This is a genomic window from Qipengyuania sp. SS22 (assembly GCF_025736935.1).
GTDB lineage: Bacteria > Pseudomonadota > Alphaproteobacteria > Sphingomonadales > Sphingomonadaceae > Qipengyuania.
This window is the reverse complement of sequence record NZ_CP107048.1, coordinates 766,005-791,880: the sequence shown is the minus strand read 5'-3', so window position 1 is coordinate 791,880 and position 25,876 is coordinate 766,005. Positions and strand designations below refer to the sequence as shown.

Below are 25,876 nucleotides of genomic sequence, written 5' to 3'. Positions count from 1 at the left end.
CGTGGCAGCAGGCTATTCCGACACGCCGCTGGCGAAAAAACTCAGCCTGCGCGACGAGCAAAGGGTATGGTTCGATGGGATGCCCGAAGATATCCAGGACGATATCGGTGAATACGCGCTCGAGCTGACCTTCGTCCGCGGCCCGGAGGAAGGCCCGGACGCTGCGCATATCTTCGTTACCGAACGGACGCAGCTGGAAGCAAAGCTGGTGACGCTGCGCGATCACATGGCGCGCGACGGGCATGTCTGGGTCAGCTGGCCCAAACAGGCGGCGAACCTGCAGACCGACATCACCGAGGATACTATCCGCGAAATTGCGATACCGCTGGGCCTCGTCGATACCAAGGTCTGCGCGGTGGATGACATCTGGTCGGGTCTCAAGCTGGTCATCCGCAAGGAATTGCGCTGATCCCCGTTTGGGCTAGAACATGGCCCATGCGCGACCACGACACCGTCCCCTATTCGCTTCCCGACCTGCCCAACGAGGACCGCATCGCCCGCGCCCGGGCCCTGCGCGACCGGCTTGGCCAGCGTCGCAGCTGTCGTTATTTCTCGGACCGGCCGGTCCCCCGCGAAATTATCGAGGCCGCGATCGAGGCCGCCGGCAGTGCGCCCAATGGCGCGAACCACCAGCCCTGGCATTTCGCAGTCGTCTCATCACCCGACAAGAAACGCGCGATCCGTGACGCGGCTGAAACCGAGGAACGCAATTTCTATGCCGGCAAGGCGAGCGGCGAATGGCTCGACGCGCTGGCCCCGCTCGGGACCGACGCGGACAAGCCTTTTCTCGAAACCGCCCCCTGGCTGATCGTGGTCTTCGCTCAGCGAAAGGGCGGGATCGAGGAGGACGGCATCACGCAGAACTATTACGTCAACGAAAGCGTCGGAATCGCCTGCGGCATGCTGATTGCGACGCTGAATGAAGCGGGGCTAGCCACACTAACGCACACGCCCTCGCCCATGGGGTTCCTGCGCAAGCTCTGCGGTCGGCCCGATCATGAAAAGCCGTTGATGGTGGTGGTGGTCGGACACCCCGAGGAAGGCGCCACCGTCCCCGCGCATGCGCTAAGCAAGAAACCTCTGAAACAGATTTCGAGCTGGCTGTGATTTCAGGCCGCTGCCGCCATCTCACGCTCGGACTGCTGCGCTAACAAATCGTAGGGATCGAACCCCTCCGCACGCCAGACGCGGTGGCATTCCCGATACCAATGCGGCTCGGGAATGTTCAGTTCGGCCCGCGCTTCTTCGAGGTCCTTGGTCAGTAGCTCGCGGATCGACAGGCCAACGAGTGTGGGACAGGCGGCGCCGGTACGATGGGCCTGGCGTACCGCCTTCAGGATCGGCGCCGCGCTTTTAACCTGCTGCTTCAGATGGAACGAACCCGCATAGCCGAGCAGCAAGTGTCCCTGGCTCGGTGCCTGGCCATGGGTGAACAGCAACACGCACTGTTCGCCCAGCGCATCGCGGCCATAGCCGGTCAACACATGCATCAGATCGTGCGTATCGCGCTGGCGATAACCGAACCACTGGACCAGATCGTCATAGCTGGGACGGCCGGTCTTGTTCGATTCCTCGACCAGCCCGGCAGCGGAGAGACCTTCGCGCTCCATGAAATCGCAATAGGCCTGCGCGACCGAACCTCCGGGGAGGCGGCGCAGCGCCTCGTGATCGTCGAGGATCGACGGCAGGAAGGGTTCGCTTGCGCGCAACGCCTCGCCATGCGGGCTCAGCGTCAGCGCGCGAACGCGGGGCAGGAATTTGGCGGAGGGAAGCGCGTCGTAGATCTTGAAGACCTCAGCGGTGTTTTCCTTGTCCTTGAGCAGCCGACGGAAGTGCTTCACCGCCGTAAGCGGCCGGTAGCGAGCCTTGGGGCGGCGCGGGTGCCGCAGCGGCGTGCCGTCGCGGGCGGCATCCAGATCGGCGGAATTAAAGGCGCTGGTGGTCATGGGTCTGTTCATATCGGATTGGTCCTTAACGGAAACCGACCCCCTACAATTGGAAATGCTCGCCACGCCTATGACGGGTTGAATTCCTCGACCCACTCGCTTTCGGGAATACCGAACAGTTTGAGGATGGGGGTCAGGCTGGCGCTGGCGATCCGGCCATTGGCGGCATCGCGCGCCTTGGGCTTGGCGCGATAGGCAATCCCGTAGTCGGCTGCTTCCAGCATGGGGATATCGTTCGCGCCATCGCCGGTTGCCAGCACACGCGCGCCCTCGCCGAGTCCGGTCCGCTCGTCCTCCAGCGTTGCCAGCTTGGTCGAGGCATCGCTGACCGGTCCGGCAAGCAGGCCGGTCAACTTGCCACCCGCCACGCCAAGGCGATTGCCCACCACGCGTTCGAAGCCGAGATCCTGTGCCACCGGATCGGCGAAATGATGGAAGCCGCCGGTGACCAGCACGGTCCGGCAGCCCTTGCTGCGCAAGGTCGCGGCCAGCGTGCGGGCACCTTCGACGGGGCGAATCCGTTCGCGTAGGCAAAGGTTGATGGCGCTTTCCTCGAGGCCTTCCAGCAGCCCCACCCGCTCTTTCAGCGCGCTGGTGAAATCGAGTTCACCCTGCATCGCGCGCTCGGTGATCGCCGCGACCTGCTCCTTGATCCCGGCATAGTCGGCGAGCTCGTCGATGCATTCCTGGCCGATCATTGTCGAATCCATGTCGGAAACGAACAGCCGCGGGATCTCGATCTCATGATCCGCCACAAGGAGGTCGCATTCGCCGAAGTGCTCGACGAGGATTGCGGTAAGCTGCGCACAATCGCCATGCGGGAGCGAGAGCTGGAGCACATCGCCACAGAAATCGAGCAATCCCGCCATCGCCACCGGCATATCCGCTGCAGCGCAAGCCTGCATTGCCGCATCGAGGCGTGTTTCCACCTCCTCCATGTCTGCTATCAGCCGCGCTATGAGCACCTTGAACCCTCCCGAGAAAAAGCCGGTCGCGCTCATTGCAGGGCCGACCGCGAGCGGCAAGAGCCATCTCGCGGTCGAACTGGCACAGCGGCTGGCGCGTGCCGGGAGGCGCGGGGTCATTGTCAATGCCGATAGCCAGCAGGTCTATCGCGACCTCACGATCCTTTCCGCGCGTCCGACCATTGATGAGATAGGCGGTATTGAGCACCGATTGTTCGGCACCTGGGACGGGGCAGAAGCGTGCTCGGCTGCCGATTGGGCCGCGGCGGCGAAACAGGCGATCGGCGAGGTTCATGGCGCAGGGGATGTCCCGATCCTGTGCGGGGGTACCGGCCTTTATCTGCGCACGCTGCTCGAAGGGATCGCGCCGGTGCCGGAGATCGACCCCGAAATTCGCGAGGCCGTGCGCGCCTTGCCCCAAGCCAATGCGCGCGCCGCGCTTGAAAGCGAGGATCCCGAAGCTGCTACCCGCCTCGCCCCCGCCGATGCGACGCGCACGACCCGCGCGCTCGAAGTGGTGCGATCGACCGGTCGGACGCTGACGGACTGGCAGGCGCACAAGACCGGCGGGATTGCCGACGAGATCGCACTGCATCCGCTCATCCTGCTGCCCGATCGCGACTGGTTGAATGCGCGCTGCGACCTGCGGTTCGAACGCATGCTGGACGCGGGCGCGATCGACGAGGTCGAAGCCATGCTTGCGCGCAGCCTCGATCCCGACCTCCCAGTGATGCGCGCGATCGGCGTACGCGAGATCACAGGCATGCTCCAAGGCGAACTATCGCGCGCTCAAGCTATCGCCGCTGGCCAGACCGCGACCCGCCAGTATGCCAAGCGGCAATATACGTGGTTCCGCAACCAGCCACCACGGGCCTGGCCGCGCATGGATAACAAAACTATTGTTGAGACCGATAATTTTGTTTCATTCTTTCATAATGGCGGTTGACCACGCAATTCAAGGTCCCTATTGGGAGCCTGTCGGCCCGGCGCTACAGACCCCAGCGCCGGGTCGATTTGTGTCTCGTAAACACCGGAAACGGGCCGGAGGTTAGTGTGAATACCGAGCGCAGCGGCGCTGCAATCCTGATTGAATGCCTCAAACGGCAGGATGTCGAATTCGTCTTCGGCTATCCCGGCGGCGCAGTACTGCCGATCTATGACGAACTGTTCGCCGATGACGGCATCCGTCACATCCTCGTGCGCCACGAAGCTGGCGCGGCGCATGCCGCCGAAGGCTATGCCCGCTCGACCGGCAAGCCCGGCGTGGTGCTTGTCACCAGCGGACCGGGTGCGACCAATGCGGTCACCGGTATTGCCGATGCCTATATGGATTCGATCCCGCTGGTAGTGATCACCGGGCAGGTCCCCACGGCGCTGATCGGAACCGACGCGTTCCAGGAAGCGGATACGGTCGGCCTCACCCGTCACTGCACCAAGCACAATTACCTCGTGAAGGACCCCGAGCGCCTGCAGGCGACGATCGAGGAAGCCTTCCGCATTGCCACCACGGGCCGTCCCGGCCCCGTGGTGGTCGACATTCCCAAGGACGTCCAGATAGCCTTGGCCAGTTGGGACGAACAGGACGACACCCCCCTCCCCTCGCACCGCTATCAACCGCGGATGGTCGGCGCAGCGGACGAGATCGCCGAAGCCATCGACATGCTCGCTGCGGCAGAACGCCCGGTGTTCTATACCGGCGGCGGCGTGATCAATGCCGGCCCGCAAGCGACCGAAATGTTGCGCCGCCTGCAGCATGCCACCGGCGCGCCCGTTACCAGCACGCTGATGGGCCTCGGCGCATTTCCTGCCGACCATCCCGACTGGCTCGGCATGCTGGGCATGCACGGCACCTACGAAGCCAATATGGCGATGAACCGCGCCGATCTGATCATTGCCATCGGAGCGCGTTTCGACGACCGGGTGACCGGGCGGCTCGATGCCTTCGCACCAGAAGCCAAGATGATCCACATCGATATCGACCGTGCGAGCATCAATAAGATCGTCCCCGTCGATCTCGGCATAGTCGGCGATTGCGCGCATGTGCTCGAGCAGATGCTCGAAGCCTGGGGCGGGCGCAAACCGCGTGATCTGTCCGAATGGAACGCCCGTATCCTCGGCTGGAAGGCGCGCGACTGCCTTGCCTATCCCGAGCGCGGCAGCGATCTGATCATGCCGCAGAAGAGTATCGAGCGGCTATTCGCGCTGACGCAGGATCGCGATCCGATCATTACAACCGAAGTCGGCCAGCACCAGATGTGGGCGGCGCAGTATTTCCGGTTCTTCGGGCCGAACAAATGGCTCACCAGCGGCGGTCTGGGGACGATGGGCTATGGTCTGCCCGCCGCGATCGGCGCGCAATTGGGCAATCCCGACAGCCTCGTGATCGACATCGCGGGCGAGGCCAGCATCCAGATGAACATCCAGGAACTCGGCACCGCCAGCCAGTACCGCCTGCCGGTCAAGGTCTTCATCCTCAACAACGAGTATATGGGCATGGTCCGCCAGTGGCAGGAACTGACCTATGAAAGCCGCTATTCGAACAGCTATTCGGACAGCCTGCCCGATTTCGTAAAGCTGGCCGAAGCTTACGGCTGGAAGGGCATCCGGATCGAGGACGAAAGCCAGCTCGACGCCGGGATCGAAGCGATGCTCGCGCATGACGGGCCGGTCATGGTCGATTGCATGGTGGCGAAGGAAGCGAACTGCTTCCCGATGATCCCGAGCGGTGCGGCACATACCGAAATGCTGCTCTATGGCGACCAGGTGGGCGGCACGATGGACGACGAAGCGAAGGCATTGGTGTGATGGGCATGATGGCGACAATTCCGCAGGGCTTCGAAACGCGCGCCGAGCGCCGCAGCTGGTTTTCACGCGCGGATGCGGAACGCCTGCTCGACTGGCTTGAAGACAATGGCCACCGCTTCGTCGGCATGGATGTCGCGCAGAAACAGGACGACGGGAACTGGACGCTATTGTCCGACCGGCTCGACCTGACGCGGCAGACCGAGAATTTCGAGGCAGTGCGCATGGGCCGCGTGTTCCTGGCCGAATATGACGGCGATGGCCGGATGTTCGAACCCGTGTGGCAGGATCGCGCGCGATGAAGATCACCCAGGAGGCGAACGAGCGCCACGTCCTCAATGTCATCGTCGATAACGAACCGGGTATTCTCGCCAAGATCACCGGCATGTTCACCGCGCGTGGCTACAATATCGACAGCCTGACCGTGGCCGATATCTCCGTAGATCACGCGATCAGCCGCATCACCATCGTGACGCGCGGCCCCGAGCCGGTGATCGATCAGATCCGTGCACAGCTCGAGCGGCTGGTGCCCGTCCACAAGGTCATCGATCTCACCGAGAGCGGCGAGCATGTCGAGCGCGAGCTGGCGCTGGTCAAGGTTGCCGGCAAGGGCGACGACCGGGTCGAGGCACTGCGGATCGCGGAACTGTTCCGCGCCAATGTGGTCGATACCACGACCAGCAGTTTCGTGTTCGAACTGACCGGCTCGCCCGACAAGATCGACAGCTTCATCGTCCTGATGCGCGAGCTCGGCCTGGTCGAGGTCGGTCGCTCGGGCATCGTGGGCATGATGCGCGGGCCCCAGCCCGACTGACCGAGAGAATTTCGTCGCTTCTGCGCAGGCAGGAGCCTATCCAACCTATCGCCAGCGGGCGAGTTTATCTGGGCCCCTGTCACCGCAGGGGCAACACGAGGGATTGAGATGCAAGTTTATTACGACGCCGATTGCGACCAGCAGCTGATCAAGGACAAGAAGGTCGCGATCGTCGGCTATGGCAGCCAGGGCCATGCCCATGCCCAGAACCTGCGCGACAGCGGGGTCGGCGAGATCGCCGTGGCGCTGCGCGAAGGCTCGGCCAGCGCCAAGAAAGCCGCCGATGCAGGCTTCACCGTGAAGACCGTTGCTGAGGCCGCCGGATGGGCCGATGTGCTAATGATCCTCGCGCCCGACGAGCACCAGGCGGCGATCTATGCTAATGAAGTCGCAGGCCAGATGAAGCCCGGCTCGGCGCTCGCCTTCGCGCATGGCCTCAACATCCATTTCGGTCTGATCGACGCGCCTGCCGATGTCGACGTGATCATGATTGCGCCCAAGGGCCCAGGCCACACCGTCCGCGGCGAATACATCAAGGGCGGCGGCGTTCCCTGTCTCATCGCCATCCACCAGGAAAGCAGTCAGTCGGGCGGCAATGGCTTCGCCAAGCAGCTCGCGCTGTCCTATGCCAGCGCGGTTGGCGGTGGCCGGTCGGGCATCATCGAAACTGACTTCAAGGAAGAATGCGAAACCGATCTGTTCGGCGAGCAGGCGGTGCTGTGCGGCGGGATCACCCATCTGATCCAGGCCGGGTTCGAAACGCTGGTCGAGGCCGGATATGCGCCCGAAATGGCCTATTTCGAATGCCTCCACGAAACCAAGCTTATCGTCGACCTGCTGTATGAAGGCGGCATCGCCAATATGCGCTATTCGATCTCCAACACCGCCGAATATGGCGACATCAAGACCGGTCCGCGGATCATCACCGACGAGACCAAGGCCGAGATGAAGCGCGTGCTGAAGGACATCCAGTCGGGTCGGTTCGTGAAGGATTTCGTGCTCGACAACCAGGCCGGCCAGCCCGAGCTCAAGGCCAGTCGCAAGGCCGCCGCCGCGCACCCGATCGAACAGACCGGTGCCCAGCTGCGCGCGATGATGCCCTGGATCGGTGCCAACAAGCTGGTCGACAAAGACCGGAACTGACCGTTAGTGTCGGCATCCGTCGAGGGGACTCGCCGATGGATGCTGACAACCGACTGAGCTTTGCATGCGCCTGCGGGACGATCGCGGGAGCGATCCACCGCGCGACACCCGATCAGGGCGACCATGTCGTCTGCCATTGCAAGGATTGCCAGGCCCTCACCGTCTTTCTCGGCGTCGCCGACTGCATTCTCGACGATGCCGGGGGCACGGCGCTTTATCAGTCGCGCTGCGCACGGCTCGAATTCGAGCGGGGTAGCGAGCGTCTGGCCTGTGTGCACCTGACCGACAAGCCGACGCTGCGCTGGTATGCGATCTGTTGCGACACGCCGATGTTCAACACCTATGCCACCGGGCGGATACCTTACCTCACGACCGTTCTCGCCAATTGCGACGCAGCGGGCTGTGAACGTCTTGGCCCACCACTTGGACATCTGTTTCTCGAGGATGTCACGGGTTCGACAGAGGGGCTGAAGCCACTGTCGATGGCCACGCTGATGCGGCGTTTTCTGGTGCGCATGGTAAAGGATTACGTATCGGGGGATCGCCGCCGCACTCCGCTGTTCGACCCCAAGACCTTGCAACCGGTCGCCAAGCCGCGGCGGCTCACAGCCGAACAGCGCCTCGCACTCTCGTAGCGCAAGCTCGGGCGCCGCGCGCGCGGGAACGGGCGTTTGCCGACGATCATTCTGGACTGAGTATCAACAGGAGGCCGACCATGACGAAATCGATCCTTACCATCGCGCTCGCCGCCAGCGGAACGCTCGCCGTCACCGCCATTTCTGCGCAGGAGCAGCCGCAGGTTCCCGGCGCACCCGATGTCAGCCGGGTCCAGGCCGGCAGCTATACGCTCGACGCCTCGCATACGCTGGTCAGCTGGCAGGTCGGCCATTTCGGCTTCAACGATTACTTCGGGCTGTTCGGCCAGATCGAAGGTACGATGACGCTCGACCCCGCCAATATCGAGGCGACCGAGTTCGACATCACCGTACCCATCACCAGCGTCTCGGTGCCTAGCGAAGGGCTGCGCGACCATCTGCTGCGTCCGGGCAAGGAGGGCAGCGCACCCGACTTCTTCGGCCCCGAACCCGACGCGGCGCGCTTCGTTTCCACCTCGGTCCGCCGCGCGAGCGACACCACCGCCATCGCGACCGGCCAGCTGACGATGAACGGCGAGACCGGTCCGGTCACCATGCTGGTCGAATTTGCCGGGGCTGGCGAAAACCCGATGAACAAGGCGCAGACCGTCGGCTTCCACGCCCGCGCGCAGATCGACCGCACGGCATGGGGCATCAGCTATGCCGCGCCGCTGGTCGACTCGATGGTCGACCTCGAGATCAGCGCGGCTTTCGAACGCGAATAAAGTGCTCTCGACAAGCGCATGACGAGCGGCCACGGTCCGCCGCATGCGCTTGTCAGACTGCCATAATATCGATGATTTCCGCCGCCTGGCGCGGCAACGGCTGCCGTGGCCGGTGTTCGACTATATCGACGGTGCTGCCGATGACGAGATCACAAAGACGCGCAACACGAGCGCCTTCGACGAGGTCGACCTCGTCCCCGATGTGCTGGGGGGAGTCGGCGAAATCGACAGCAGTTGCACGATCATGGGGCGCCGCAGCGCGTTACCACTGATGCTCAGCCCGACTGCGCTGCAGCGAGCCTTTCACAGGGATGGCGAGCGAGCGGTTGCGCGGGCCGCGGAGAAGTTTGGCATCTGGTTCGGCATCTCCAGCCTCGCGACCCATTCGATCGAGGAAATTGCCGCGCTCACCAGCGGCCCGAAGCTGTTCCAGCTCTATGTCCACAAGGACAAGGGGCTGAACGCCTCGATGATCGAGCGCTGCCGCGAAGCACAATTCGATGCGCTGGCGCTGACAGTCGACACGATCGTTTCGGGCAAGCGCGAGCGGTGCCTGCGGTCGGGCTTCACCACCCCGCCCCGCTTCAGCGCTTCTTCGCTGTGGAGTTACGCCACGCGCCCGCGCTGGACGCTCGATTATGTGTTCGGGCCGAAGTTCCGCCTGCCCAATCTCGATGGGCATGTGCAGGAAGGCAGCGGGAAATCGGTCAGCATCCAGGACTATTTCAACACCATGCTCGATACGAACATGGATTGGGACACCGCCGCGCGTATCCGGCAGGACTGGGGCGGGACTTTCGCGCTGAAGGGCGTGATGAGCGCCGCCGACGCGCGCCGCGCAGTCGCGATCGGCGCCGATGCGATCTGGATTTCCAACCATGGCGGCCGCCAGCTCGATGGCAGCCGCGCACCCTTCGACCAACTGCGCGAGATCGTCGATGCGGTGGGCGGCGAGATCGAGATCGTTCTCGATGGCGGCGTCCGGCGTGGGACGCATGCACTTAAGGGCCTCGCAGCGGGCGCCACTGCGGCCTCGGGTGGACGGCTCTATCTCTATGCGCTTGCCGCCGCAGGACAGCAGGGCGTCGAACGCGCGATCGGTATCCTCAAGGAAGAAATCGAACGCGGCATGCGGCTGATGGGCGTGACATTGATCGACCAGCTGACCGTCGATCGGCTGCGCTGGCGGTAAGCACTCACCCAGTCATTGCGAGCGCAGCGAAGCAATCCAGTGACGAGATGGCTGGATTGCCGCGTCGCCTTCGGCTCCTCGCAATGACAGAGTTCAGAACCTAGGTCATTTTCGCGAAGCAGGCGCGCAATTCCTGCACGAACAGCTCGGGCTGCTCCCATGCGGCGAAGTGCCCGCCGCGCTCGACCTCGTTCCAATAGACCAGCTTGGTCAGCGTGCGCTCCGTCCATTCCCGCGGTGCGGGGAGTATCTCTCCGGGAAACGCGCTGGCACCTGCCGGGATCGCGACGATACCTTCACCGAAACTACCGAAGCTCTCCCAATACAGCCGCGCCGCCGACGCGCCGGTCGCGGGTAGCCAATAGAGCATGATGTCGTCGATCACCTGGTCCATCGACAGGACATCCCACGGCGAACCGTCATTGTCGGTCCAGAAATAGATTTTCTCGAGGATCCACGCAGCGAGGCCGACCGGGGAATCGACCAGCGAATAGCCGATCGTTTGCGGACGCGTGCTCTGCTGCTTCGAATAACCCGAATCCCATTGCTGGTAGAACCCCAGGCGCTGCAGCGCCTTGAGCACCTTTGGGTCCTTGCTCTGCATATCGTCGGATCCGGGACGACCGATGGGCATGTTGAGATGGATGCCGCGGCACCCGTCGGGCGCAAGCTGGCCGATGGCGGTGGTCACCGCAGCACCCCAATCGCCCCCTTGCGCCACCCAGTGCCCGTAACCGAGCCGTTGCATCAGCTCCGTCCAGGCGCGCGCGATACGCTCGACCCCCCAGCCCGTCTGCCCCGGCTTGCCGGAAAAACCGTAACCCGGCAGCGATGGCGCAACGACGTGGAAGGCGGGCACCGCCGGATCCGAAGGCTCGACCAATTCGTCGATCACGCCGAGGAATTCGACCACCGAACCCGGCCAGCCATGCGTGATGATCAGCGGCAGCGCATCCTCGCGCGACGAGCGCTTGTGGAGGAAGTGGATATCGAGCCCGTCGATCTCGGTGACAAACTGGCCAAGCGAGTTGAGACGCGCCTCGCAGCGCCGCCAGTCGTATTCGATCCGCCAATGAGCCACCAGTTCCTTGAGCGCTGCAAGCCGTGTGCCCTGCGACCAGCCGTCAACCGGTTCTTCTTCGGGCCAGCGGGTGCGGTCGAGCCGGTCAGCAAGCGCCACCAGCTGGTCTTCGGGAATGGCAAGTTCGAACGGGCGGATCGCGGTCATGCCTGCTCGCCCGTCGCTTTCTTCGAAGCGGCCACCACCCGGCTCATATCCGCCAGCAGGATCGTGCTCGTCGCTTTGGCCAGCACGGTTCCTTCCGCATCCTTGAGATGCCCTTCGTAGAAGCTCGTGCGCTTGCCATGCCGCTCGACCCACGCTTCGGCCACGACCAGCCCGGGCCTCGTCGGGGCGAAATAGCTGACCTTGAGCTCCAGTGTCATCGGTACGATGCCCGGCCCGTTCTTCGCCATGGCCGCATGCGCCATCGCCGCATCGATCCATCCACTGATGAAGCCGCCCTGTACCACGCCGCCCGAATGGCATTGCTCGCGCTTCGCCTCGTACTCCAGGCTCGCGTGGCCCTCCGCGTCGGTCGATACGACCCGTATCAGCCCCAAAGTTTCGTTCAGCGAATGCCCCTCGGCCATGCTCTCTCCTGCGCAGCGTGAAATATAATTTCTTGCGATGCCCAAGACTGTTTTGCTTTACAACCCTGTCTGGCTTTCGCATAGCAATCGCCATGCGCATTGCACTCGGCCTGACCCTGCGACTTACCCGCCCTTGGGCGTGATAGCTGGCGTGCTTCCCCGGGTACGCTGAGCGCCCAAGGGACCGAATTTCACCCAGACAGTTACGCTACAGCCGAGTAAATCCCATGCCCATGCTCCGCGACCCGAGCAGCAAATATTCGCCCTTTCCGCAGGTCCCGCTCGCCGACCGGCAGTGGCCGACGCGCACCGTCACCGCGCCGCCGCGCTGGCTCAGCACCGATCTGCGCGATGGCAACCAGGCGATCGTCGATCCGATGGATGCGCATAAGAAGAACCGCTTCTTCGACCTGCTGGTCGAGATCGGGGTGCGCGAGATCGAGGTCGGTTTCCCCAGCGCGGGCGCGACCGAATTCGATTTTATCTCCGGCCTCGTGCAATCGGACCGTATTCCCGACGATGTGTTCGTGCAGGTCCTGACACAAAGCCGCGAGGATTTGATCCGCACCAGCTTCGCCAGCCTGACCGGCGCGAAGCAGGCAATCGTCCATCTCTACAATGCAGTCAGCCCGGCGTGGCGTGAAGTGGTCTTCGGCATGACCAAGGACCAGGTCCGCGACATCGCGGTCCTTGGCGCCAAGATCATGCGCGACGAAGCGGGCAAGCAGCCCGATACCGACTGGCATTTCCAGTACAGCCCGGAAACCTTCTCCACCGCCGAACTCGATTTCAGTCTCGAGGTCTGCACCGCGGTGATGGATGTGCTCGCTCCGACGCCAGACCATCCGATCATCCTCAACCTGCCCGCTACGGTCGAGGCAGCGACGCCCAACATCTACGCCGACCAGGTCGAGTATTTCATCCGCAACCTGCCCAATCGCGACAGCGCGGTGATCAGCCTGCACACGCATAACGATCGCGGTACGGGCGTGGCGGCGGCCGAACTGGCGCTGATGGCAGGCGCCGACCGCGTCGAAGGCTGCCTGTTCGGCAATGGCGAGCGCACGGGCAATTGCTGCCTCGTGACGATGGCGCTCAACATGTACACACAGGGCGTCGATCCGGGGCTCGACTTCTCCGATATCGACCGCGTGATCGAGACAGTCGAATATTGCAACGAACTGCCCGTCCACCAGCGCCATCCCTACGGCGGCGAACTGGTCTACACGGCCTTTTCGGGCAGCCACCAAGACGCGATCCGCAAGGGGTTCGGCGCGCTTGAAACGCAGAACGACCCGCATTGGCGCGTGCCCTACTTGCCGATCGATCCCGCCGATCTCGGACGCAGCTACGAAGCGGTGATCCGGGTCAATTCGCAGTCCGGCAAGGGCGGCTTCGCCTGGGTGCTCGAACAGGACCAGGGTCTCAAGCTGCCCAAGAAGATGCAGGCCGATTTCGGCCCCCACGTCCAGCGCATGGCCGATCGGGTGGGTCGCGAACTCAATGCTGCCGACATCTGGGACGCGTTCAAGGCCGCCTATCACGTCCAGACAAGTGACAAGCACTTCCAGTTGGTCGATTACGAGGAACGCCGCGGGACCGACGGTACGCGGCTGTTCACGGGGACGATCGCGGTTGCGGGGCAGGAACAGACGGTCTCCGGCCGGGGCAACGGCCTGATTTCCTCGGTACTGACGACGATCGAGGATGCCTTCGGTCTGCAACTGGAAGTGGTCGACTATACCGAGCACGCGCTGACCACCGGACGCGACAGCCGCGCTGCCGCCTATCTCGAATGCCGCGATGCCTCGGGTCTGACGGTTTGGGGTTGCGGGATCGACGAAGACGTGGCGACCGCCAGCGTCAGGGCAGTCCTGAGTGCCGCGAATTCAGCGGTCGAAGACGCCTAGCTGACCACGGTCAGCGGTAATTTCCTGACCGGCTCTTTGCGGGATCCGAAACGGTCAATGTCCTGCGCGTGGCGGAGGCAATTGCGTCCCGAGGCCTTGGCCGAATAAAGCGGCCCGTCGGCTGCCTGGAGGGCTATGGTCGAACTGCATCGCTCCGTGATCCGGGCGATGCCGACGCTGGCGGTGATCGAGAAGGTGCCGCCGTCGCCATCGGTCATGACATGACGCTGGATCGCGAGCCGCAGGCGTTCGCAGACCTCTGATACGGTCTCCAATGCCGGGCCGGTCGCAATCATCCCGAACTCTTCCCCGCCCACCCGGGCGAAGAAGCAGTCTCCGGTGGCAGCATCGCGCATGATCTCCGCGACCTGCTTCAGCGCCGCATCGCCCACTGTATGGCCATAGGTGTCATTGACGCGCTTGAAGTGGTCGAGATCGATCAGGGCGAGCGCGAAGGGATGTTCGTGGGCGCTCTCGAGATGGCCGTCGAGGACATCGAGGAAGGCCCTGCGATTGGGCAATCCGGTCAGCGCATCGGTTCGGGCTTCCAGCGAGGCCTGAAGCTCCTCCAGCTTACGCTCTGTTACGTCGCGAATGGTGACGACGAATGCCGAGGGTTGTTGCGTGGAAGATTCGACCGCACGCAGCTTCGCTTCAAGCCAGAAGGTCTGGCCGCCGCGCACGACGGACCGCTCGAAAATCTCCGTCCGGCCCGGATGCCGAGCGGCAGCGGCAAGCGCAGCGGACACGATCTCTTGATCGGTATCGCTGAAAAACACCGCCAGATGCAGATCCATAACCTCATTGAGACCGCTCAGGCGCTGCGACGACGGCGATGCGAAGCGGATCGTCCCATGCCGGTCGAGTTGCAGCAGCGCATCGTCCGAATGGTCCGCGATGAGCCGCAGCATCGCTTCGCGATCGACCAGTTCCTGCATGACCCGTTCACGCTGGTTGAGTGCCACCGCAAGCGGGAAAGAGATCAGCAGCAACCCTGCGAGGTAGAATTGCAGGAACAGTGCCTTCTGCCACAATGGCATGGCCAATTCGGCAAGGATGCCCGCGTCCATCCCGAGCGATCCGGCGGCGGTCATCGAGATGATCAGCACCGCGACGGATGCTCCGAGCCGCCCGAACCGGAAGCTGGCGAGCACCAGCGGGACGATCGGCAGGAATAGCAAAGGCAATGTCGATTGGAGGAAGGCGACCAGCGAAATGGCGATCGTCAGCACCACCATTCCGACGAATGACGCCGTCCGCGCCCGCCTCTCCACCAACACCCGCGGTCCGGAGCGGCTCGCGGACCCCAACAACAACACTAGCGGCATGACCAGCAGGGTCCCAAGGCCGTGCGAAACCGCCCACGAGAACGCATGGTCCTGCCATTCGCCGCCGACAATCTGCGATACGACGATTCCGCCCACCACCGATGACGGGAGTGGCCCGACCAGTCCCGCAAGCAGGCCCAGCCAGACGATACCGCTTTCCCGGTCCAGATAATCGCGCTGTGGCCGGAAGTGCAGCAGCAGCCGTGCGATGAACCAGGCCTCGAAAATATTGATCAGCCCGAGCGGGAAAGCCCATTTCTGCCCGAAGCCGAACAGGCTTGTCGCCAGCGTGCTCAGCACGACCAGCACCGTTGCCGCCAAGAGGTGGCGTGAATTTGGAAGAGAGAGGAACAGCACTGCTGCAATCGCAGTGCCGGGCCAGACCAGCGCCAGCCCGCCGGCAAACCGCGTCCAGAAGATCGTGGAAGAGGTCACGACGAAGAAAATCGCGCCGTAAAGAGCGATCTGCCACACCGGGTGCGTCGGAGATACTGCTCGTCCCATACGGCAGCGATAGCCCGGTAAGGTTAACGGTTGGAAAGGATTGCGTCCGGAAACGCCCGTACCATCCTGCCGCGGCCATCCGCGCGCTGCAACTGGTGCGGCGCACGGCAATTTTGCTTGTCATGACCGCGGTCCGTGTGTTCCATCGTCGCAGGCCTCGGAACGGGTGCCGAACGATACCTAAACGGCAGCGAAGGGGAGAGAGCCGCCGATGACCGAAGAGATCCTCGAACCCGAGCTGCCGATCATCGATCCGCACCACCATCTGTGGGACCTGCGCGCGCTGGTGCCCGCCTTTCCCGAACCGCGGCACGATTTCATCGAGGCGATCGCGGGGGCGGCCTATTACACCTTCGACGCGTTGCACGCAGACACGCATTCGGGCCACAATGTCGTGGGCACCGTGTTCATGGAATGCGGCGCCTTCTACGATGCCGGGCGCGACGAGGCGATGAAACCCGTTGGCGAGGTCGAGTTCGTCAATGGCGTGGCGGCGCAGGGGGCAAGCGGTCTTTATGGCGATTACCGCCCCTGCGCGGCGATTGTCGGTCATGCCGATCTTACATTGGGCGATGCGGTCAAACCAGTGGTCGAGGCTCTGGTTCCAGCGGGCAACGGCCGCTTCAAAGGGATCCGTCACAGCGCCGCGTGGGACGCCGATCCCGCTGTGCTCGGTCCGCCGTTCCATGCCCCCGAGGGGCTCTACGCCTCGGATGCCTTTCGCGCCGGGATGGCGGCCTATTCCGAATACGGGCTGACCTTCGATGCCTGGCTGCTGGAACCGCAGCTCGGCGATGTCCTCGCGCTCGCCAAGGCCTTTCCCGACCAACAGATCGTGCTCGACCATTGCGGCACGCCGCTCAATATCGCCTGCTATCACGGCACCTTGCACGAGCGGTTCGACGGCTGGCGCCGGTCGATCCAGGCGATTGCCGAATGCCCCAATGTAGCAGTCAAGCTGGGGGGACTGGCGATGGCGTTCTGCGGCCTCCCCGATACCGGCCCGGACAAGGGGCACGGTTCGGAGCATCTCGCGGGACTGTGGCGGCCCTATATCGAGACCTGCATCGAAGCCTTCGGCGCGGACCGGGCGATGTTCGAATCGAACTATCCTGTCGACCGCTGGGGCGCGAGCTATCCGGTGCTGTGGAACACGTTCAAGCGGTTGGCCACGGGGCATAGCGCGGCAGAGAAGCACGCGCTGTTCGCCGGCACTGCAGCGCGCATCTACGATATCGAGCACGTCCTTCCGACCACTTGACGTTGACGTAACGTCACCCTCGACAAGCGCGGGAACGCGCCATACGCCCACGTCTCACGACACCAGCGAGGAGCCCGCCTGCCATGACCCTGCCTGCCCCCTTCGACAAACTGCGCATCCCCGTTATCGGATCGCCGCTGTTCATCGTCTCCGGGCCGGAACTGGTCATCGCGCAATGCAAGGCGGGCATTGTCGGCAGCTTCCCCGCGCTGAATGCGCGCCCGCAAAGCCAGGTCGACGAATGGCTGCACCAGATCACCGAGGAGCTGGCGGCGCATAATCGCGACAATCCCGATCGCCCGGCTGCGCCCTATGCGGTCAACCAGATCGTCCACAAATCCAACGACCGGCTGGATGCCGACATGCAGACCTGCGCCAAATGGCAGGTGCCGATGGTCATCACCTCGCTCGGTGCGCGCGAGGAAGTGTTCAACGCGGTCAGCGGCTGGGGCGGAATCACCATGCATGACGTGATCAACAACCGCTTCGCGCACAAGGCGATCGAAAAGGGCGCGACGGGCCTGATCCCCGTGGCGGCGGGTGCCGGCGGACATGCCGGCGTGCTCAGCCCCTTCGCGCTGATGCAGGAGATCCGCGAATGGTTCGACGGGCTCGTCGCGCTTTCGGGTTCGATCGCGCATGGCCGCTCGATCCTCGCCGCACAGGCTCTGGGGGCCGACTTCGCCTATATCGGCTCGCCATGGATCGCGACCACCGAGGCCAATGCCGACGAAGGCTATAAGGAAGCCATTGTCGAAGGCGGCGCCGATGGCATCGTCTACACCAACCTGTTCACCGGGGTGCATGGCAATTACCTGCGCTCGAGCATCGAGAGCGCCGGGCTCGACCCCGACGATCTACCGGTGAGCGACCCGACCAAGATGAACTTCGGCAGCGGCGGCAACACCAAGGCCAAGGCGTGGAAGGATGTGTGGGGCTCGGGCCAGGGCATCGGTACGGTCACCGCCAGCGCACCGGTCGAGGACACCGTGGCGCGGCTCGAACGCGAATATACCGCAGCGAAAGAAGCTCTGGCGCGCGCGACTGCCTAGGGCGCGGTCGCGCCCCACAGGGTCTCGGCCATCGCGTCGAGGTCGGCGAAATCCAATCCCTTGCCTATCGGGTCCCTGCGGTTGAGCCGCAGCGGCTGGCGTTCATCGAGCAGGCGCCGACGCAGTGCGCGCTGGAGCAACGAGAATCGCATCAGTGCGGTATCCGCTGCGCCCCGCGGATCGGCCAGTGCCTGACGCGACCAGCGCCGCTCGATCCGCCCGACACGCTCAATGACCATCGCGTTGTAATCGCGATGCGGCCCGCGATGCAGCGGCAGCGCAAGTCGCCGCACCGCCTCCTCGCGCGCAGGCAGTAGCAGGCCGTTGCGGCGGAAGCCGTCGAACCCGATCCGGTCCTTGCCCAGCGTCTCGATCAGCGGAGCGAAGCACTCTTTCCCGAGCAACTGGCAGGGCAGCAGGTGATGCCGTTGGAGCGCCGGATCGTGCTGCGGCGACCCCCGCCGGTTGACCGCGCAGAACGGCAGGCGATGGCGCGTATGCGAGGAAGTGTATCGCGCGCCCTCGCCCACATCGCGCCTAGGCTGGCCGGACCCTGACGAGCCCCACCGGCAGATCGGGTTCAAGCGTGAATATTTCCCCGCCCTCGGCTGGAAACTCCTGAGGCCCGTCGGGTAGCTGGTAGCCAACCAATTCCTGGACGATGCGGACTGCCAGACGCGTGGCGGCGAGCCGATCACGACATACCGCAGGATCGATCGCGAGTTCACAGCCGATGAAGAACCGCAGGCCTTCGCTGTGCAACCCACCCAGTTCGTCGAAGTCGAACCCGAGCATTCCGAGCGCGGGAAACGGTCCCCCGGCGCGCCAAGCATCGACCGTTCGCGCGAAGAACCGCGGTGCAATGGCGGTGCGCGCCACCGGCCAGCAAACCGTTTGTACGCCCTCGAGCGCGTCGGTCAGCGCTGCTCCAAGGCCGAGCAGCGTGCGGATGATCGGCAAGGTATGCGCGCCTTGCGCGATATGCGGACCGGGAAAGAGCGCAATCGCCTCGCTGTCGAGCAGGCAGTCGATCTCGCAATTGTACCGGTAGGCGACCTCGGGTGCAGCCAATGCTGGACCGGGGGAGAGTCCCAACAGGTCGAATGTCAGCCCGTCCGCGAGAAGCTCGAGCCAGTGCTCCCCCGCCGTGGCCCGCTGCTGCGGATCGGCGACATGATGGGCCGTATCGGTCTGTGCGGGATCATGGCTGACCACGGCGCGCGGAATCGTCGCCAGCGCTGCGGCCACAGCCGCGCGGTCGGGCCGCTGGCCACGGTCGAACATCAGCAGCAGGCCGGGCCGGGTGCCCCCGCCCTGTTCGCCGCTTTGCGCATCCACTGTCACTGAAATCGCCGCCCTTCTGCCCGCAGGGTGGTCTTGGCGGCTATCGGATACTCCGTCGAGTCTTCGCAGCCCGACTGCTCGGATGTGGTGCGAGTTCTAGAAGATGCCCTGCGCGATACCCTCCGCCAGGGCCGCGCCGAGTTCGGCCGCGCGCGCACGCTCGCTGTCGCTCACGGTTTTCGGAGCGAGGATCTCCTCGGGCTCCTGCGCGTCGGTCATGACGATCCACGGATCGGTAACGCGCTTCAGCCGCCAGCCTTTTGCGATCCGGTCGAGCTGCCGCTGCGCGCCCTCTCCATCCGACCCCGCCGCGATCACCGTGGCATAAGGGCGCCCCTCGATGCGCCCAAGGACGGGATAATAGCAGCGGTCGAACATCTCCTTCATCTCGCCGCTCATGCTGGCGAGATTCTCCGGGCAACAGAACAGATAGCCCCCCGCGGCGAGCAGATCGTCCGGCGTGGTGTCGCAGGCCCGCAGCAGCCGGCTGCCCTCGCCCGCCTCCTCGCCCGCCCCTTTGAATGCAGCTGCGGCCAATTGCTCGCTGGTGCCGGTGCGGCTGTGCCAGATGATGAGGAGGGGGCCGGTGGTCATAACCGGAGCATCACCCGCGCCTGTCGATTGTCAATCACCGGAACTTCCGCTGCCCACAAGCAGGGGCTATTGCCGGGCTATGGCATCACAGGCCCTTTCACACGTTTTCGGCGTATCGTCGTCGCTCACCGGCCGCGCATGGCGCTGGCGCGGCGGCAATATGGAGCTTGGCGCCAAGCCGACACTGGGCGACGATATCGTCCGCCAGCTGCTGCTGTCGCGCGGCGTGGAAGCCGCAGATATCGAACGGCACCGCCAACCCACCCTGCGCAATTTCCTGCCCGATCCGTCGCTGTTTCGCGATATGGACGTTGCTGCCGACCGGATTGCGCAAGCGGTCATCGCGGGTGAGACGATCACCATCTATGGCGATTACGACGTCGATGGCGCGACCAGTTCCGCGCTGCTGATCCGCCTCTTGCGCGAATTGGGCGTCGAGGCGGGCTATTACATCCCCGACCGCCTGCTCGAAGGCTATGGCCCCTCGGGCGAAGCGCTGGTCAAGCTGGGCCAGGCGGGCTCCAGCCTAATCGTCACGGTCGATTGCGGCGCGATGGCGCATGAAGCGCTGGGTATGGCGCATGCAGCGGGGATCGACGTGATCGTGGTCGACCACCACAAATGCAGCCCCGATCTTCCGCAGACGGTCGCGCTGGTCAATCCCAACCGGCTCGACGAGGAGGACGAGGCCGCTTCGCATGGCCATCTCGCCGCAGTCGGCGTCGCGTTCCTGCTGGCGATCGCGCTGGTCCGTACGCTGCGCCAGCGCGGTTTCTTCGCCGATCGCAAGGAACCCGACCTGCTCGCGCTGCTCGATGTGGTCGCGCTGGGAACGGTTGCCGATGTCGCGGCGCTGCACGGGCTCAACCGCGCTTTCGTTGCGCAAGGGCTCAAGGTCATGGCGCGGCGCGACAATATCGGCATGGCGGCGCTGATCGATGCGAGTCGATTGAAACGCTCGCCCGCTTGTTCGGACCTGGGCTTCGCGCTGGGGCCGCGGATCAATGCCGGCGGACGCGTCGGTGAATCGACGCTTGGCGTCCGCCTGCTGACCACCCGAGACCCCGAAGAGGCGCGGACCATCGCCGCGCAGCTTTCCGCGCTCAACGAAGAACGCCGTCTGATCGAGGCCGAGGTCCAGGAAGCGGCCGAACAGCAGCTGGCTGCCCAGCATAACCGCGCGGTCCATCTGGTTGCGGGCGAAGGCTGGCACCCGGGTGTGATCGGGATCGTTGCCGGGCGGATCAAGGAAAAGACCGGCAAGCCCGCGCTGGTCATCGCGCTCGATGGCGAGACCGGCAAGGGCTCGGGCCGCTCGATTTCCGGCGTCGACCTGGGTGCGGCGATCATCCGCGCGCGTGACGAAGGGCTGCTGGTGGCCGGTGGGGGCCATGCGATGGCTGCCGGTCTGACGGTGAGCGCCGACAAGGTCGATGCGCTTGCCGAATGGCTTGATCGCACGCTGGAAGGTCAGGTTGCACGCGCCTCCGCCAGTCGCGAGATGGCGCTCGACCTTGCAGTGTCGCCGGGCGGGCTGACCTCCGAACTGGTCAATTCGCTCGACGAGGCCGGCCCCTACGGCGTGGGCTGGCCCGGACCGCGCGTGGCGGTGGGACCGGTGCGTCTCGTCAAATGCGATATCGTGGGCACCGATCACGTGCGTCTGATCGCCGCAGGTGACGACGGCAAGAGCTTCAAGGGCATCGCTTTCCGCGCTGCCGACAGCGACATGGGCCAGGCGTTGCTGCACGGTTCGCGCGGGCGCCGGCTGTGGCTGGCAGGCCGGGTGAAGATCGACGATTGGGGTAGCCGTCCGCAGGCCGAACTGCACCTCGAGGACGCCGCCTGGGCCGATTGACCGAAATGCGTGCATTGGAGGGTTGACGACCCGCACCCCCACGCCTAATTGGCCCGCCACGCCACCGACCCGCCATGCGGGCGTGGCCCGTTCGTCTAGCGGTTAGGACGCGGCCCTTTCACGGCTGAAACACGGGTTCGATTCCCGTACGGGTCACCACGGTGGGGTGTTGCATCTGCAATTCCTTGCAAGCGCCACATCTGTGGCCCGTTCGTCTAGCGGTTAGGACGCGGCCCTTTCACGGCTGAAACACGGGTTCGATTCCCGTACGGGTCACCATCTCACCACATCATCGGGAAAAGCAGGTGGCGCGGCGAACCGCGCCCCGCTAAGCCGCGAAGCAATGAGCGAGCGTAGTTTTCCCTGGTCCGGATTCGTGCTGGCGCTGCTCGCCTGCATCATCCTCGCAACGCTCGGTACCAGTCTTGTCTATGCCGGTCTGATCTTCATCGTGTGGATCGGCTCGCTCTATCTCGTCGCTGCGCGCCCGCCCGAGGTCAAGCTGGCCCCCGCTGGACCATCCTTCACCCGCGACAACATGGCCGATCTGTTCGAGCATTCGGAAACTCCCGTGGTCATCACCGAACGCGACCGGGTGATCATTGCCAATCTATCCGCGCGCAAACTGCTGGGCGGGCATATCGTCGGGCAGGATGTCCGCATGGCGCTGCGCCAGCCCGAAGCGATCCGCCTGTTGGCGCGCAATGCCGAAGGCGGCGCGGTGGTGCGCGGCCTCAACCGACGGACCGATATCTGGCGGATCAACCGCAAGACGCTGCCGGGCGAGCTGGCGGTGATCGAATTCGTCAACAAGACCGCCGAAGCCGACATCGCCCGCGCGCACACCGATTTCGTTGCCAATGCCAGCCATGAGCTGCGCACGCCGCTGGCCGCGATCATCGGTTATGTCGAAACGCTGCGCGAGGATGTCGACAATCTCGATCCGAAAATGGCCGACAAGTTCCTCGCTATCATCCAGCGCGAGGGGAAGCGGCTGCAGGACCTCGTCAGCGACCTCATGTCGCTCTCGCGGATCGAGGCGGAAAAGCACGATCTGCCCGATCGCACTCTGGAATTCTCCAAGCTTGCCGAACGCGCCGCGCATGACGCGGCCAGCGGCGATCGCAGCGATTTGCTCGATTTCGAATCGGCGGGCGAATTCATTATCCGGGGCGACCAGCAGCAGCTCGAACAGCTGGTCCGCAATCTGGTCGACAATGCGTTCAAATACGGGAAGCCGGGCCAGCCCGTTACCGTCCGGCTGCATCCCAAGGGCCAGAACCGGCTGCGGCTGACCGTAACCGATCGTGGCGACGGGATCGCGCCCGAACACATCCCGCATCTGACCCGGCGGTTCTACCGCACCGATCCCGGACGCAGCCGCGCCTCGGGCGGGACAGGTCTCGGCCTGGCGATCGTCAAACATATCGTCGAACGCCATCGCGGGCGACTCGATATCGAAAGCACGCTGGGCGAAGGCACCCGCGTGACAGTCATCCTGCCGCTGGAGAAAGAGGACAAGGAAAGCTGATCGCGGGACGTGGTGGCCGGCTCGGCAGCTGTACGGTGGATGGGCGGCGCACGCCGGATGTCATATATCTGAAACATCGTGGTCATAGTGGCGTCGTCGATCCGTAATCCTCTTTACAAGAGAATCGATTGATGCCCACCCGCACACGCCTTTGTCTGGTTACCCTTGCGCTGGGCTGCGCCATGCCAACCCCGCTGCTTGCGCAGAACGCTGCCGAAGAACTGGCGGCGTTGCGCTTGCAGCTTGCAGCGATGAATGCCCGCATCGACCAGCTCGAAAACGAACTGGAAGCGACCCGCGCTGCCCCGGCAGTCGCAGCGCCCGCTCAAGCGGCAGCAGACGCTCCGGTGGCCGCACTGGGCAAGTCGGACGGCTGGAGCTTCAAGCCCCGCGGTCGGCTGATGTTCGATGCCGGCTTTACCTCGGCCCCTGCTTCGACCGGCGCTGCCGACGGTTTCGGCAATGAAGTGCGCCGCGCGCGGCTGGGCGCTTCGGGCGATATGCCGGGCGGTTTCGGCTACAAGTTCGAAGTCGATTTTGCGGGCAATGAAATATCCGTCGCCGACGCCATCCTTTCCTACGAAGATGGCCCGCTCGAAGTAAGCATTGGCCAGCACAACACCTTCCAGTCGCTCGAGGAGCTGACCAGCAGCCTCCACACGACCTTCATCGAACGCGCTGCCTTTACCGATGCATTCGGTTTCGAGCGCCGCCTCGGTGCCTCGATCACTTACGCGCGCGGCGATTTCCTCGCCCAGGCGGGCGTCTTTACCGACAATATCGAGGATACCGACAGCAAGAACCGCGGGGCCGACGCGCGGCTCGTCTTCATGCCGAAGACCGGTGATGCGCAGCTGCATTTCGCCGGGTCGGTGCATTACAACGACCTCGATGATCCCGCTGCGCAGCTGCGCTACCGCCAGCGCCCGCTGGTTCACTTCACTTCGCAGCGCTTCATCGACACCGGCAGCATGGCGGCCACCAGCGAAACCGGCCTCGGGCTCGAAGCTGCCGCGATCGCCGGGCGCTTCCACGTGGCAGCCGAAGGATACTGGCAGACGGTCGATATGCCCGCACTGGCAAGCGATCCGACCTTCTTTGGCGGCTATGCCGAGGCGGGTGTGTTCCTGACCGACGATTCGCGCGGATATAAAAACGGCAAGTTCGATCGCACCAAACCGCAGCGCGCGGTTGGCGAAGGCGGCTTCGGATCGCTCCAGTTTACGCTTCGCTACGATCATCTCGACCTCAATGACGCCGGGATCCTTGGTGGACGCCAGGCGGGCTATCTCGCCTCGCTGATCTGGAAACCGACCGACTATACCGCGCTATTGGTCAATTACGGCCGCCTGCAGTACGAAGACGCCACCCTGCCCGCTGCAAATGGTGACACTTCCTATGGCGTCGATGCTTTCGGAGTACGTGCGCAAATCGATTTCTGACCGGGCGGGAAACGGGTTTATTTCCGCTCTGCGGACCACTGGTCAAAATATTGTCGCAACCATGTAACATTGGGGCGCTTTTGCGCCGCTAGCTAGACATACAAGGGGCTATCCATGAGCAAGACCAAATCCATCATCTTCGCCGCAGCATCGGCTGTCGCACTCACCGCTTGCGGCGCCAATGGAGGCGACGGCGGATCGCGCGATTCGATCCGCGCGGTTGGCTCCTCGACGGTGTTCCCCTTCGCCAAGGCCGTATCCGAAGCCTTCGTGCGCGCGCAGCCCGATTTCCGCTCGCCGATCATCGAATCGACCGGAACTGGCGGCGGGATGAAGCTGTTTTGCGCGGGCCTCGGAGCGGACACCCCCGACATGACGCATGCTTCGCGCCGCATGAAGGCTGGCGAATTCGCCGACTGCCAGGCCAATGGCGTGACCGACATCATCGAAATCCAGGTCGGGCTCGACGGGATTGCCTTCGCGTCGGCCAAGGGCGGGATCACCATGAGCCTGACCCCCAAGCAGGTCTATGAAGCGATCGCCGCTTCGCCCTATGGCGGCGAACAGACCAACCAGACCTGGTCGGATGTCGATCCCTCGCTCCCCGACCAGCCCATTCTCGTTTACGGCCCGCCGAGCACGTCGGGCACGCGCGATGCGCTCAAGGAACTGGTGCTCGAAGCTGGCTGCGACACCAATGCCGAAATGAAAGCGCTGAAGGACAGCGACAAGGATCGCCATGCGCAGCTGTGTACCGAAGTGCGCTCCGACGGCGCCTATGTCGATCAGGGCGAGCAGGACAATCTCATCGTCCAGAAGATCGAGGGCAATCCCAACGCCGTCGGCATCTTCGGCTACAGCTATCTCGAGGAAAATGCCGACAAGGTGCAGGGGCTCGACATGAACGGCGTCGCGCCGACCTACGAGAACATCGCCAATTTCGACTACCCCGGTGCGCGTCCGCTCTATGTCTACGCGAAGAAGGCGCATCTCGATGCGATCCCGGGCCTGCGGGAATACCTGCTCGAGTGGACCAAGATGTGGTCCAAGGACGGGGAACTGGCCAAGATCGGCCTTGTCGCGTCGCCTGAGGACGTTATGGCGACCAACCTGAAGGCAGCCACCGAGTACACCACGCTCGACGGCGCGCAGCTCAAGTAAGGTCTGAAAGCAACCC

At 64.0% G+C, this 25,876-nt stretch carries 25 protein-coding genes and 2 tRNA genes; 19 read left to right on the top strand and 8 right to left on the bottom strand.

Translation table 11 applies throughout. The features are described from left to right. Position 1: 1 nt before the first annotated feature. Positions 2–409 (top strand): DUF3052 domain-containing protein, encoded by a 408-nt coding sequence (locus N6L26_RS03850; RefSeq protein WP_263606726.1) that lies wholly within the window; start codon positions 2–4, stop codon positions 407–409. 26 nt (positions 410–435) lie between these two features. Then, positions 436–1,107 (top strand): nitroreductase family protein, encoded by a 672-nt coding sequence (locus tag N6L26_RS03845; protein ID WP_263606725.1) that lies wholly within the window; start codon positions 436–438, stop codon positions 1,105–1,107. Positions 1,108–1,109: 2 nt separating this feature from the next. Here N6L26_RS03845 and N6L26_RS03840 read toward each other — a convergent pair whose 3' ends face one another. Together N6L26_RS03840 and serB are read right to left on the bottom strand one after the other, a co-directional pair. After that, positions 1,110–1,958 carry a Coq4 family protein gene (locus tag N6L26_RS03840; protein ID WP_263606724.1) on the bottom strand — a complete coding sequence of 283 codons (849 nt, stop codon included), beginning with the start codon at positions 1,956–1,958 and terminating at the stop codon, positions 1,110–1,112. A gap of 56 nt (positions 1,959–2,014) precedes the next feature. Then, positions 2,015–2,884: a phosphoserine phosphatase SerB gene (gene serB, locus N6L26_RS03835; protein ID WP_263606723.1), complete on the bottom strand. Its 870-nt coding sequence runs from the start codon at positions 2,882–2,884 to the stop codon at positions 2,015–2,017. Positions 2,885–2,903: 19 nt separating this feature from the next. On the opposite strand from serB, the gene miaA reads away from it, so the two are divergent. The 8 genes from miaA to N6L26_RS03795 all read left to right on the top strand — a co-directional run bounded on the left by miaA (position 2,904) and on the right by N6L26_RS03795 (position 10,222). Beyond that, positions 2,904–3,857 (top strand): tRNA (adenosine(37)-N6)-dimethylallyltransferase MiaA, encoded by a 954-nt coding sequence (gene miaA / locus N6L26_RS03830; RefSeq protein WP_263606722.1) that lies wholly within the window; start codon positions 2,904–2,906, stop codon positions 3,855–3,857. Positions 3,858–3,964: 107 nt separating this feature from the next. Then, on the top strand, positions 3,965–5,716 hold the full coding sequence (gene ilvB / locus N6L26_RS03825; protein WP_263606721.1) for a biosynthetic-type acetolactate synthase large subunit: 1,752 nt from the start codon (positions 3,965–3,967) through the stop codon (positions 5,714–5,716). A gap of 5 nt (positions 5,717–5,721) precedes the next feature. Beyond that, a complete protein-coding gene (locus N6L26_RS03820; protein ID WP_263606720.1) occupies positions 5,722–6,015 on the top strand; it encodes a hypothetical protein in 294 nt (97 codons plus the stop codon). Further along, positions 6,012–6,527 carry an acetolactate synthase small subunit gene (gene ilvN, locus N6L26_RS03815; protein ID WP_263606719.1) on the top strand — a complete coding sequence of 172 codons (516 nt, stop codon included), beginning with the start codon at positions 6,012–6,014 and terminating at the stop codon, positions 6,525–6,527. The genes N6L26_RS03820 and ilvN overlap by 4 nt, the downstream gene beginning before the upstream one ends. A gap of 108 nt (positions 6,528–6,635) precedes the next feature. After that, positions 6,636–7,670, top strand: coding sequence for a ketol-acid reductoisomerase (ilvC, locus tag N6L26_RS03810; protein WP_263606718.1), 1,035 nt, complete (start codon positions 6,636–6,638; stop codon positions 7,668–7,670). A gap of 35 nt (positions 7,671–7,705) precedes the next feature. Next, entirely contained in the window at positions 7,706–8,305 is a 600-nt protein-coding gene (locus N6L26_RS03805) for a DUF6151 family protein (protein WP_263606717.1), read from the top strand. Positions 8,306–8,385: 80 nt separating this feature from the next. Then, entirely contained in the window at positions 8,386–9,030 is a 645-nt protein-coding gene (locus tag N6L26_RS03800; protein ID WP_263606716.1) for a YceI family protein, read from the top strand. 43 nt (positions 9,031–9,073) lie between these two features. Continuing rightward, on the top strand, positions 9,074–10,222 hold the full coding sequence (locus tag N6L26_RS03795; protein WP_263606715.1) for an alpha-hydroxy acid oxidase: 1,149 nt from the start codon (positions 9,074–9,076) through the stop codon (positions 10,220–10,222). A 100-nt stretch (positions 10,223–10,322) separates the two neighbouring features. Here the strand turns inward: N6L26_RS03795 and N6L26_RS03790 are convergent, their stop codons facing one another. Further along, a complete protein-coding gene (locus N6L26_RS03790) occupies positions 10,323–11,450 on the bottom strand; it encodes an epoxide hydrolase family protein (RefSeq protein WP_263606714.1) in 1,128 nt (375 codons plus the stop codon). Next, positions 11,447–11,875, bottom strand: coding sequence for a PaaI family thioesterase (locus tag N6L26_RS03785; protein ID WP_263606713.1), 429 nt, complete (start codon positions 11,873–11,875; stop codon positions 11,447–11,449). The genes N6L26_RS03790 and N6L26_RS03785 overlap by 4 nt, the downstream gene beginning before the upstream one ends. A 227-nt stretch (positions 11,876–12,102) precedes the next feature. On the opposite strand from N6L26_RS03785, the gene leuA reads away from it, so the two are divergent. Then, positions 12,103–13,785, top strand: coding sequence for a 2-isopropylmalate synthase (gene leuA / locus N6L26_RS03780; RefSeq protein WP_263606712.1), 1,683 nt, complete (start codon positions 12,103–12,105; stop codon positions 13,783–13,785). Here the strand turns inward: leuA and N6L26_RS03775 are convergent. Beyond that, on the bottom strand, positions 13,782–15,728 hold the full coding sequence (locus tag N6L26_RS03775; protein WP_263606711.1) for a sensor domain-containing diguanylate cyclase: 1,947 nt from the start codon (positions 15,726–15,728) through the stop codon (positions 13,782–13,784). The two genes, leuA and N6L26_RS03775, sit on opposite strands and share 4 nt — an antisense overlap. 100 nt (positions 15,729–15,828) lie before the next feature. Here N6L26_RS03775 and N6L26_RS03770 point away from each other — a divergent pair, with 100 nt between their 5' ends. Continuing rightward, the gene (locus N6L26_RS03770; protein WP_263606710.1) at positions 15,829–16,878 is read left to right on the top strand and encodes an amidohydrolase family protein; all 1,050 of its coding nucleotides are present in this window, start codon (positions 15,829–15,831) and stop codon (positions 16,876–16,878) included. A gap of 83 nt (positions 16,879–16,961) precedes the next feature. Beyond that, on the top strand, positions 16,962–17,930 hold the full coding sequence (locus N6L26_RS03765; protein ID WP_263606709.1) for an NAD(P)H-dependent flavin oxidoreductase: 969 nt from the start codon (positions 16,962–16,964) through the stop codon (positions 17,928–17,930). On the opposite strand, the gene N6L26_RS03760 is transcribed toward N6L26_RS03765, so the two are convergent. The 3 genes from N6L26_RS03760 to N6L26_RS03750 all read right to left on the bottom strand — a co-directional run bounded on the left by N6L26_RS03760 (position 17,927) and on the right by N6L26_RS03750 (position 19,868). Continuing rightward, positions 17,927–18,460, bottom strand: coding sequence for an AHH domain-containing protein (locus N6L26_RS03760; protein ID WP_263606708.1), 534 nt, complete (start codon positions 18,458–18,460; stop codon positions 17,927–17,929). The genes N6L26_RS03765 and N6L26_RS03760 overlap by 4 nt on opposite strands. 7 nt (positions 18,461–18,467) lie before the next feature. Continuing rightward, positions 18,468–19,274, bottom strand: coding sequence for a hypothetical protein (locus tag N6L26_RS03755; RefSeq protein WP_263606707.1), 807 nt, complete (start codon positions 19,272–19,274; stop codon positions 18,468–18,470). Positions 19,275–19,370: 96 nt separating this feature from the next. Next, on the bottom strand, positions 19,371–19,868 hold the full coding sequence (locus N6L26_RS03750; RefSeq protein ID WP_263606706.1) for a flavodoxin family protein: 498 nt from the start codon (positions 19,866–19,868) through the stop codon (positions 19,371–19,373). A 79-nt stretch (positions 19,869–19,947) separates the two neighbouring features. On the opposite strand from N6L26_RS03750, the gene recJ reads away from it, so the two are divergent. From recJ to N6L26_RS03720, 6 genes are all read left to right on the top strand, one after another. Beyond that, entirely contained in the window at positions 19,948–21,726 is a 1,779-nt protein-coding gene (gene recJ, locus N6L26_RS03745; RefSeq protein ID WP_263606705.1) for a single-stranded-DNA-specific exonuclease RecJ, read from the top strand. A gap of 84 nt (positions 21,727–21,810) precedes the next feature. Beyond that, a tRNA-Glu gene (locus N6L26_RS03740) sits at positions 21,811–21,885 on the top strand. 45 nt (positions 21,886–21,930) lie between these two features. After that, a tRNA-Glu gene (locus tag N6L26_RS03735) sits at positions 21,931–22,005 on the top strand. A 64-nt stretch (positions 22,006–22,069) separates the two neighbouring features. Next, complete coding sequence (locus N6L26_RS03730; RefSeq protein WP_263606704.1) at positions 22,070–23,257, top strand: ATP-binding protein; 1,188 nt, start codon at positions 22,070–22,072, stop codon at positions 23,255–23,257. A gap of 131 nt (positions 23,258–23,388) precedes the next feature. Then, positions 23,389–24,699 carry an OprO/OprP family phosphate-selective porin gene (locus N6L26_RS03725; RefSeq protein ID WP_263606703.1) on the top strand — a complete coding sequence of 437 codons (1,311 nt, stop codon included), beginning with the start codon at positions 23,389–23,391 and terminating at the stop codon, positions 24,697–24,699. A 114-nt stretch (positions 24,700–24,813) separates the two neighbouring features. After that, positions 24,814–25,860 carry a substrate-binding domain-containing protein gene (locus N6L26_RS03720; RefSeq protein WP_263606702.1) on the top strand — a complete coding sequence of 349 codons (1,047 nt, stop codon included), beginning with the start codon at positions 24,814–24,816 and terminating at the stop codon, positions 25,858–25,860. Positions 25,861–25,876: the final 16 nt, after the last annotated feature.

Coding starts and splice junctions, on each gene's coding strand:
- N6L26_RS03845 (WP_263606725.1), top strand. CDS start 436: ATGCGCGACCACGACACCGTCCCCTATTCGCTTCCCGACCTGCCCAAC.
- N6L26_RS03840 (WP_263606724.1), bottom strand. CDS start 1,958: ATGAACAGACCCATGACCACCAGCGCCTTTAATTCCGCCGATCTGGAT.
- serB (WP_263606723.1), bottom strand. CDS start 2,884: ATGGAGGAGGTGGAAACACGCCTCGATGCGGCAATGCAGGCTTGCGCT.
- miaA (WP_263606722.1), top strand. CDS start 2,904: ATGAGCACCTTGAACCCTCCCGAGAAAAAGCCGGTCGCGCTCATTGCA.
- N6L26_RS03820 (WP_263606720.1), top strand. CDS start 5,722: ATGATGGCGACAATTCCGCAGGGCTTCGAAACGCGCGCCGAGCGCCGC.
- ilvN (WP_263606719.1), top strand. CDS start 6,012: ATGAAGATCACCCAGGAGGCGAACGAGCGCCACGTCCTCAATGTCATC.
- ilvC (WP_263606718.1), top strand. CDS start 6,636: ATGCAAGTTTATTACGACGCCGATTGCGACCAGCAGCTGATCAAGGAC.
- N6L26_RS03805 (WP_263606717.1), top strand. CDS start 7,706: ATGGATGCTGACAACCGACTGAGCTTTGCATGCGCCTGCGGGACGATC.
- N6L26_RS03800 (WP_263606716.1), top strand. CDS start 8,386: ATGACGAAATCGATCCTTACCATCGCGCTCGCCGCCAGCGGAACGCTC.
- N6L26_RS03795 (WP_263606715.1), top strand. CDS start 9,074: ATGCGCTTGTCAGACTGCCATAATATCGATGATTTCCGCCGCCTGGCG.
- N6L26_RS03790 (WP_263606714.1), bottom strand. CDS start 11,450: ATGACCGCGATCCGCCCGTTCGAACTTGCCATTCCCGAAGACCAGCTG.
- N6L26_RS03785 (WP_263606713.1), bottom strand. CDS start 11,875: ATGGCCGAGGGGCATTCGCTGAACGAAACTTTGGGGCTGATACGGGTC.
- leuA (WP_263606712.1), top strand. CDS start 12,103: ATGCCCATGCTCCGCGACCCGAGCAGCAAATATTCGCCCTTTCCGCAG.
- N6L26_RS03770 (WP_263606710.1), top strand. CDS start 15,829: ATGACCGAAGAGATCCTCGAACCCGAGCTGCCGATCATCGATCCGCAC.
- N6L26_RS03765 (WP_263606709.1), top strand. CDS start 16,962: ATGACCCTGCCTGCCCCCTTCGACAAACTGCGCATCCCCGTTATCGGA.
- N6L26_RS03750 (WP_263606706.1), bottom strand. CDS start 19,868: ATGACCACCGGCCCCCTCCTCATCATCTGGCACAGCCGCACCGGCACC.
- recJ (WP_263606705.1), top strand. CDS start 19,948: ATGGCATCACAGGCCCTTTCACACGTTTTCGGCGTATCGTCGTCGCTC.
- N6L26_RS03730 (WP_263606704.1), top strand. CDS start 22,070: ATGAGCGAGCGTAGTTTTCCCTGGTCCGGATTCGTGCTGGCGCTGCTC.
- N6L26_RS03725 (WP_263606703.1), top strand. CDS start 23,389: ATGCCCACCCGCACACGCCTTTGTCTGGTTACCCTTGCGCTGGGCTGC.
- N6L26_RS03720 (WP_263606702.1), top strand. CDS start 24,814: ATGAGCAAGACCAAATCCATCATCTTCGCCGCAGCATCGGCTGTCGCA.